4 protein-coding genes are annotated in these 7,208 nt (G+C 69.0%); all 4 read left to right on the top strand.

Features of this window, described 5'->3' with window-relative positions; translation table 11 throughout:
• Positions 1–870 (top strand): TolC family protein (locus ABFS34_15195; protein MEN8376772.1); only part of this gene is annotated, 870 nt, incomplete at its 5' end.
• The gene (locus ABFS34_15190; GenBank protein ID MEN8376771.1) at positions 867–2,147 is read left to right on the top strand and encodes an efflux RND transporter periplasmic adaptor subunit; all 1,281 of its coding nucleotides are present in this window, start codon (positions 867–869) and stop codon (positions 2,145–2,147) included. The genes ABFS34_15195 and ABFS34_15190, both read left to right, overlap by 4 nt.
• Positions 2,140–5,247, top strand: coding sequence for a CusA/CzcA family heavy metal efflux RND transporter (locus tag ABFS34_15185; protein ID MEN8376770.1), 3,108 nt, complete (start codon positions 2,140–2,142; stop codon positions 5,245–5,247). The genes ABFS34_15190 and ABFS34_15185 overlap by 8 nt, the downstream gene beginning before the upstream one ends.
• Positions 5,248–7,208 (top strand): copper-translocating P-type ATPase (locus ABFS34_15180; GenBank protein MEN8376769.1); only part of this gene is annotated, 1,961 nt, incomplete at its 3' end.

The raw sequence follows: 7,208 nt of genomic DNA, 5'->3' as shown, positions 1-7,208 counted from the left end.
CGGGTGCGCGAGCTCTACTACGAGATCGCGTACCTGGACCGGGCCACGGCGACTCTGCGCGACACGCGCGAGCTGCTGCGGGGATTCCGGGAGGTGAGCGAGAGCCTGTACGCGGTGGGCGACGGGCTTCAGGCGGACGTGCTCCAGGCGCAGATCGCCGTGGCGGAAACCACGGGCGATCTGACGCTCTTCGAGGAGCGCCGCACCGCCACGTTGGCCCGTCTGAACGCGCTCCTGGGCCGCGGGCCCCAGGAGGATCTCGGCGCGGTGGAGCTGCCGCCGACCGGAGGCCCGTTGCCGCCGACCGAGGAGCTCATGGCGCGGGCCGCGGTGGCCCGGCCCGCGCTGGCGGCCGCACGCGAACGGATCCGTGCCGCCGAAGCGGCGCGACGGGGCGCCGACCTCAACGCGAAGCCGGACATCTCGCTGATGGCTGCCTACGGCCATCGCTCCGGGTTCGCCGACCTGGCGTCCATTTCCGTCGGCGTCAGCCTGCCCCTCTTCAGCGGCTCCAAGCAGCAGCCCATGCGTCGCGAGAGCGAGGCCGTGCTGCGGCTGCGCGAGGCCCAGGAGCTCGAGCTCCTGAACGAGACCTTCGCCCGGCTCACGGAGCTGCGCGCCGCGGCCGATCGAGCGCTCGAGCTGGAACGCCTGTATGGCACGTCCATCCTGCCTCAGGCCCGGGCGGCCGTGGCAGCCGCGCTCTCCGAATACCAGGTCGGGCGGGTCGACTTCATGACGCTTCTGAACATGCAGATGACGGTCAACCGCTTCGAAATAGAGCGGCTGAGGCTGTCCGCTGACAACCATATCGCCGTGGCCGGGATCGAGGCATTCCTCGACGGCCGGCTGGAGGAGACGGCCCCATGAGCAACCTTCGCGCGACGCTTCCGAAGCTCGCCCTCTGGCTGATGCCCGCCCTGGCAGCCTGCGGCGGGGACACCCGCCCCCCGGCCGGCGAACAGGAGATGGCCGGCGTCGAATCGGAGGGCATGGACACGTCCACCGGGGAGGTGGACCACACTCAGCACGGCGCGGGTGCGCCGGGCACGCGCGAGCCGGTCATGCTCACGGCCGAGCAGGAACGCGCGCTCGGCGTGACCTACACCGTCGTCCGGCGCATGCCGCTGGAGCGAGCCATTCGCACCGTGGGCCGGATCGAAGCGGCGGAGTCCGCCGAGGCCACGGTTACGCCCAAGGTGGACGGCTTCGTGGAGAAGCTGTTGGTCGGGACCACCGGAGAAAGCGTCCGCCGCGGGCAACCACTCCTGACCCTCTACTCTCCCGCGCTGGTCGCCGCGCAGGAGCAGTTGCTGACCGCCCTGCGGCTGGCCGAGCAGGTTGACACGTCGGCCACGGAAGCCTACCGGAGTGCGCAGGCGATGCTCTCCGCGGCGCGCCGCCGACTGGACTTCTGGGACATCACGACGGGGCAGATCGACCGGCTGATCGAGTCGCGCGAGGTGCGGCGCACCCTCACCCTGGTCTCGCCCGTGAACGGCGTCGTGCTGGAGAAGCCGGTGGTGGAAGGCCAGCGGGTAGAGCCAGGCACGCTGCTCTACCGCCTCGCCGACCTCTCCGTCGTCTGGGTCGAGGGCGACGTCTTCGAGCAGGACCTGCAGCTCATCCGCGAGGGGACCCCGGCGCACATCGAGGTCTCCGCCTACCCGGGCGAGCACATCATGGGACGGGTCGCCTTCGTGTACCCGACGGTGGACGTCCAGACCCGCACGAACCGAGTGCGGGTCACCCTGGCCAACCCCGAACTCCGGCTCAAGCCGGGAATGTTCGTGACGGTGTTCTTCGACGTCGTGATCGGGGACGACGTGCTGGCGGTGCCGCTGGACGCCGTCATCGTCACCGGGGAGCGCAACCTGGTCTTCGTGCACGAACCCGACGGAACGCTCCGTCCGCAGCAGGTCGTGCTCGGCCAGGCCGCGGGCGGCCACGTCCAGATCCTCTCCGGTCTGGAGGAAGGAACGGAGGTCGTGGGTTCGGCCAACTTCCTCGTGGACGCGGAGTCCCGACTGGGCGGGAGCGGCGGCATGCCCGGGATGCAGGACCGCTCGGGGATCGAGCCCGACACCGCGGCCGCCGCGCAGGGCGCGGGCGACTCGGCCCACGACGGCGGCAGTCACAATGATTAGCCGGATCATCGAGTGGTCGGTCCGGAATCCACTTCTGGTGATCATCGCCTCGTTCGCGATCATCGGTGGCGGCCTGTGGGCCATGGTCAACACCCCGCTCGATGCCATCCCGGACCTGTCGGACGTGCAGGTCATCATCCAGACCGACTTCAGCGAACAGGCGCCCCAGATCGTGGAGGATCAGGTCACCTACCCGATCACGACCGAGATGCTGAAGGTGCCCGGTGCCCAGGTGGTACGCGGCTTCAGCTTCTTCGGGCTCAGCCTGGTCTACGTGATCTTCGAGGACGGGACCGACATCTATTGGGCGCGCTCGCGCGTGCTGGAGTACCTGAACGGCATTCGGCCCATGCTGCCCGAGGGGGTGGAGCCGACGCTCGGCCCGGACGCGACGGGTGTGGGTTGGGTCTTCCAGTACGTGCTGGAATCCGACGACATGGACCTGGCCGAGCTGCGCAGCCTGCAGGACTGGTACCTGCGCTACCAGCTCACTTCGGTCCCGGGGGTGTCCGAGGTGGCCAGCCTGGGCGGCTTCGAGCGCCAGTACCAGGTCGAGGTGAACCCCGAGCGACTACGCGCCTTCGACATCCCGGTGACCCGGGTCGTCGAGGCCATCGGCTCGCACAACGTCGACATCGGCGCCCGCGTGCTGGAGATGGGCGGGCGCGAGTACATGATCCGCGGCCTGGGCTATCTGGGCGGGATCGAGGACATCGAGAACGTGGCGGTGGGCGCGACCGCGAACGGCACCCCGATCCGCGTGGCCGACGTGGCCAGCGTTCAGCTAGGCCCGGCGCCCCGGCGCGGGGCGGCGGACCTGAACGGTCGCGGTGAGGTCGTGGCCGGGATCGTGATCATGCGCTTCGGCTCGGACGCCTACGGCACGATCGGGCGGCTCAAGGAAAAGCTGGAAGAGATACGGGCCGGGCTGCCGGAGGGCGTGCGGCTACGCACGACGTACGACCGGTCCTCGCTGATCGAGCGCGCCATCGGCAACCTCCGGGAGAAGCTCCTGGAGGAGTCGCTGATCGTGGCGCTGGTGGCGATTCTGTTCCTGCTCCACTTCCGCTCGTCGCTCGTGGCGATCATCACGCTGCCGCTGGGCATCCTCATCTCGTTCATGGTCATGCGGGTCATCGGGGTGAACGCCAACATCATGAGCCTGGGCGGGATCGCGATCGCCATCGGCGCCATGGTGGACGCCTCGATCGTCATGATCGAGAACATGCACAAGCACCTGGAGCGCAAGGGTCCGGGGGCGGACCGCTGGGAGGTGGTGCTGGAGAGCACGAAGCAGGTGGGCCCGCCCCTCTTCTTTTCGCTCCTGATCATCACCTTCAGCTTCCTGCCCGTGTTCGCGCTCGAGGCGCAGGAGGGACGTCTCTTCAAGCCGCTGGCGTACACCAAGACGTTCGCCATGGCGGGCGCGGCGCTGCTCTCCATTACGCTTGTGCCCGTGCTCATGGGGTATCTGGTGCGCGGCAACATCCGTCCCGAATCCCGGAACCCCATCAGCCGGGTCCTGCAGGCGATCTACCGGCCGGTCATCCGGGGCGTGACGCGCCGGCCCTGGGCCGTGGTTCTCGCTTCGGTCGTCATCATGGGCGCGACGGTCCTTCCCTGGCGGCGTCTGGGTAGCGAGTTCATGCCCCCGCTGCACGAGGGATCCATCCTCTTCATGCCCACCACGGTCCCCGGGGCGTCGATCCAGCAAGCTCGGGAGATCATGCGCATGCAGGACAGCATCCTGGCCGGCTTCCCGGAGGTGGAGACGGTGTTCGGCAAGGCCGGTCGCGCCGAAACCGCCACCGACCCGGCCCCGCTCGATATGTGGGAGACCACCATCGAGCTGAAGCCCGAGGAGGAATGGCGAGCGGGCCTCACCTACGAGGAGCTCGTCAACGAGATGGATCGGGCGGTCCAGTTGCCCGGCGTCACGAACGCCTGGACCATGCCGATCAAGGGCCGCATCGACATGCTGGCCACCGGCATCCGTACGCCCGTCGGAGTCAAGATCTTCGGGCCGGACCTGGAGGTCCTGCAGTCGCTGGGCGAACGGGTCGAGCAGATCGTCGGAGGGGTGCCGGGGACCCGGAGCGCCTTCGCGGAACGGGGCGTGTCCGGTTACTACGTCGACATAAACATCGACCGAGCGGAGGCCGCCCGCTACGATCTCAACGTGGGCGGGATCCACCAGGCCATCATGGCCACGGTGGGCGGGGTGAATGCCGCCACCACGGTTGAGGGGCGAGAGCGCTACAGCGTGAACGTCCGCTACCCGCGTGAGCTGCGCGACGACGTCCAGAAGATCCGCGACGTCCTCGTGCCAGCGCCGAACGGCGCCCAGATACCCCTCGGTCAGGTGGCCTCGGTCGAGGTGCAGCAGGGTCCGATGGCGGTGAAGACCGAGAACGCCTTCCCCATGACCACCGTGTTCGTCGACATCGGCGAGCGCGACGTGGGGGGCTACGTGGAGGAAGCCCGGGCCGCGGTGGCCGCCCAGCTCTCCCTTCCGGCCGGCTACACGCTGGAGTGGAGCGGTCAGTACGAGTTCATGCAGCGCGTGCGACAGAAGATGCGGGTGGTCGTGCCCCTGACGCTCGGCATCATCTTCCTGCTGCTCTTCCTGAACTTCGGGCGCGTGTCCGAGTCGCTCATCGTCATGCTGACGCTGCCTTTCGCGCTGGTCGGGGGCATCTGGTTCCTCTGGCTCCTGGGCTACAACACCAGCGTGGCCGTATGGGTAGGCCTCATCGCGCTCGCGGGTGTGGCCGCCGAGATCGGCGTCGTGATGCTGATCTACCTCGATGAGGCCTTCTACGGGCGTAGGGACCGGGGCGAAATGCGTACCGCCGACGACGTCTCGGCGGCCGTCATCGAGGGCACGTGCGAGCGGCTGCGTCCCATAGTCATGACGGTGCTGGCCATCACGGCCGGCCTCATGCCGATCCTGTTCGGCCACGGCACCGGGGCGGACGTCATGAAGCGAATCGCGGCGCCGATGGTGGGCGGCATGGTGAGCGCCACCGTCTTGACGCTGGCGGTGCTGCCGGCGGTCTACCAGATCTGGCGCCGGCGTCAGGTGCGCAGGGAGGGATAGATGGACCACGAACACCACGCCGACCATCACCGGATGATGGCGGAGGACTTCAAGCGCAGGTTCTGGATCTCCCTGGTCCTCTCCCTTCCGGTGCTGGCGCTGGCGCCGCTCATCCGGGGCGCCCTGGGGCTTCAGGACGCGCTCTCCTTTCCGGGAGATCGCTGGGTCCAGGCGGCCTTCGCCACGGCGGTCTACGGGTACGGCGGCTGGCCTTTCCTGAAGGGGCTCTTCGACGAGCTCCGCGAGCGCCAGCCCGGCATGATGACGCTGATAGGGCTGGCCATCTCCGTGGCCTTCGCATACAGCGTGGCGGTCGTCGCGGGGGTGCCTGGGAAGACCTTCTTCTGGGAGCTGGCGACCCTGGTCGACATCATGCTCCTGGGTCACTGGATCGAGATGCGCTCGGTGCTCGGCGCGTCCCGAGCGCTCGAGTCGCTGATCGAGTTGATGCCCGACGTCGCGCACCGGATTCTCGCGGACGGCGCGGTGGAAGACGTGCCGCTGGCCGAGCTCCGGTCGGGCGATCGGGTGCGCGTGAAGCCCGGCGAGAAGGTCCCGAGTGACGGCGTGGTCCGGGACGGCGGGAGCGGCGTGAACGAGTCCATGCTCACCGGGGAGAGTCGCCCGGTATCCAAGAAAGCCGGCGACGAGGTGATCGGGGGCTCGGTCAACGGCGAGGGATCGCTAGTGGTGGAGATCACCGGGACCGGCGAGGAGAGCTACCTCAATCAGGTCGTGGAGCTCGTGCGCCGGGCGCAGGAGAGCCGCTCGCGAAGTCAGGACCTGGCCGACCGCGCCGCCCGTTGGCTCGCCGGATTGGCCATCACCGCCGGCGCGCTGACGCTGGTCGCGTGGCTCGCGTTCGGCTTCGAGTTCTCCTTCGCCCTGGAGCGAATGGTGACCGTGATGGTCATCACCTGCCCGCACGCGCTGGGCTTGGCCGTGCCGCTCGTGGTCGCCGTCTCGACGAGTCTTTCGGCCAGGCAGGGACTCCTCATTCGAGACCGGGCCGCCTTCGAGCGTGCGCGCGATCTGGACGCCGTGGTCTTCGACAAGACCGGCACGCTCACCGAGGGGCGCTTCGGCGTGGACGCCGTCCGCGCCGAGCCCGGGATCGACGAGGACGAGCTGTTGCGCCTGGCCGCGGCGGTGGAGGTGCACTCCGAGCACCCGATAGCGGTCGGCATCGTCTCCGAGGCCGCCAGCCGCGAGCTCGGGATTCCCGATTCGGAGGGCTTCCGCTCCGCCACCGGGCGCGGAGTCGAGGCCCGGGTGGAGGGGCACTCCGTGCGCGTCCTGAGTCCGGGAGGAGCCGCAGGCGCCGGATTCGCCATCCCCGAGTCCGACGAGCTGGCGGTGGGCGGACGGACCGTCGTCTACGTGGTCCGCGACGACGAGTTGGTGGGAGCCATCGCCCTGGCCGACGTCCTCCGCGAGGAATCCCGCGCCGCGGTGGCCGAGCTGCAGTCGCTGGGCCTCAGGGTCCTCATGCTGACCGGGGACTCGAGCGAAGTCGCCGAGTCGATCGCATCCCGCCTGGGGCTCGACGAGGTCTTCGCCGAGGTGCTGCCGGACGAAAAGGCCGACCGGATCCGGGAGCTCCAGGAGCGCGGTCTCAAGGTCGCCATGACCGGGGACGGCGTGAACGACGCACCCGCGCTGGCCACGGCGGACGTCGGCATCGCCATCGGCGCCGGGACCGACGTCGCGGTGGAATCGGCCGACATCGTCCTGGTCCGGTCGGATCCCCGGGACGTCTCGGCGCTCCTCGACCTGGCGGGAAAGACCCATCGGAAGATGGTCCAGAACCTGTGGTGGGCCTCCGGCTACAACATCGTCGCGATCCCACTCGCGGCGGGCGTATTGTACGGCTGGGGCGTCCTCCTGAGTCCCGCGGTCGGCGCGATCCTGATGTCACTTTCGACCGTCGTCGTGGCGATAAACGCCCGACTCATGGAAGC

This window comes from Gemmatimonadota bacterium (assembly GCA_039715185.1).
Classification (GTDB): domain Bacteria; phylum Gemmatimonadota; class Gemmatimonadetes; order Longimicrobiales; family RSA9; genus DATHRK01.
Note: the sequence above shows the minus strand (reverse complement) of the source record. Positions and strands in the feature narration are given on the sequence as shown.

Bases quoted from the DNA above. Each gene is read 5' to 3' on its own strand.
- ABFS34_15185 (MEN8376770.1), top strand. From the start codon at position 2,140: ATGATTAGCCGGATCATCGAGTGGTCGGTCCGGAATCCACTTCTGGTG.
- ABFS34_15190 (MEN8376771.1), top strand. From the start codon at position 867: ATGAGCAACCTTCGCGCGACGCTTCCGAAGCTCGCCCTCTGGCTGATG.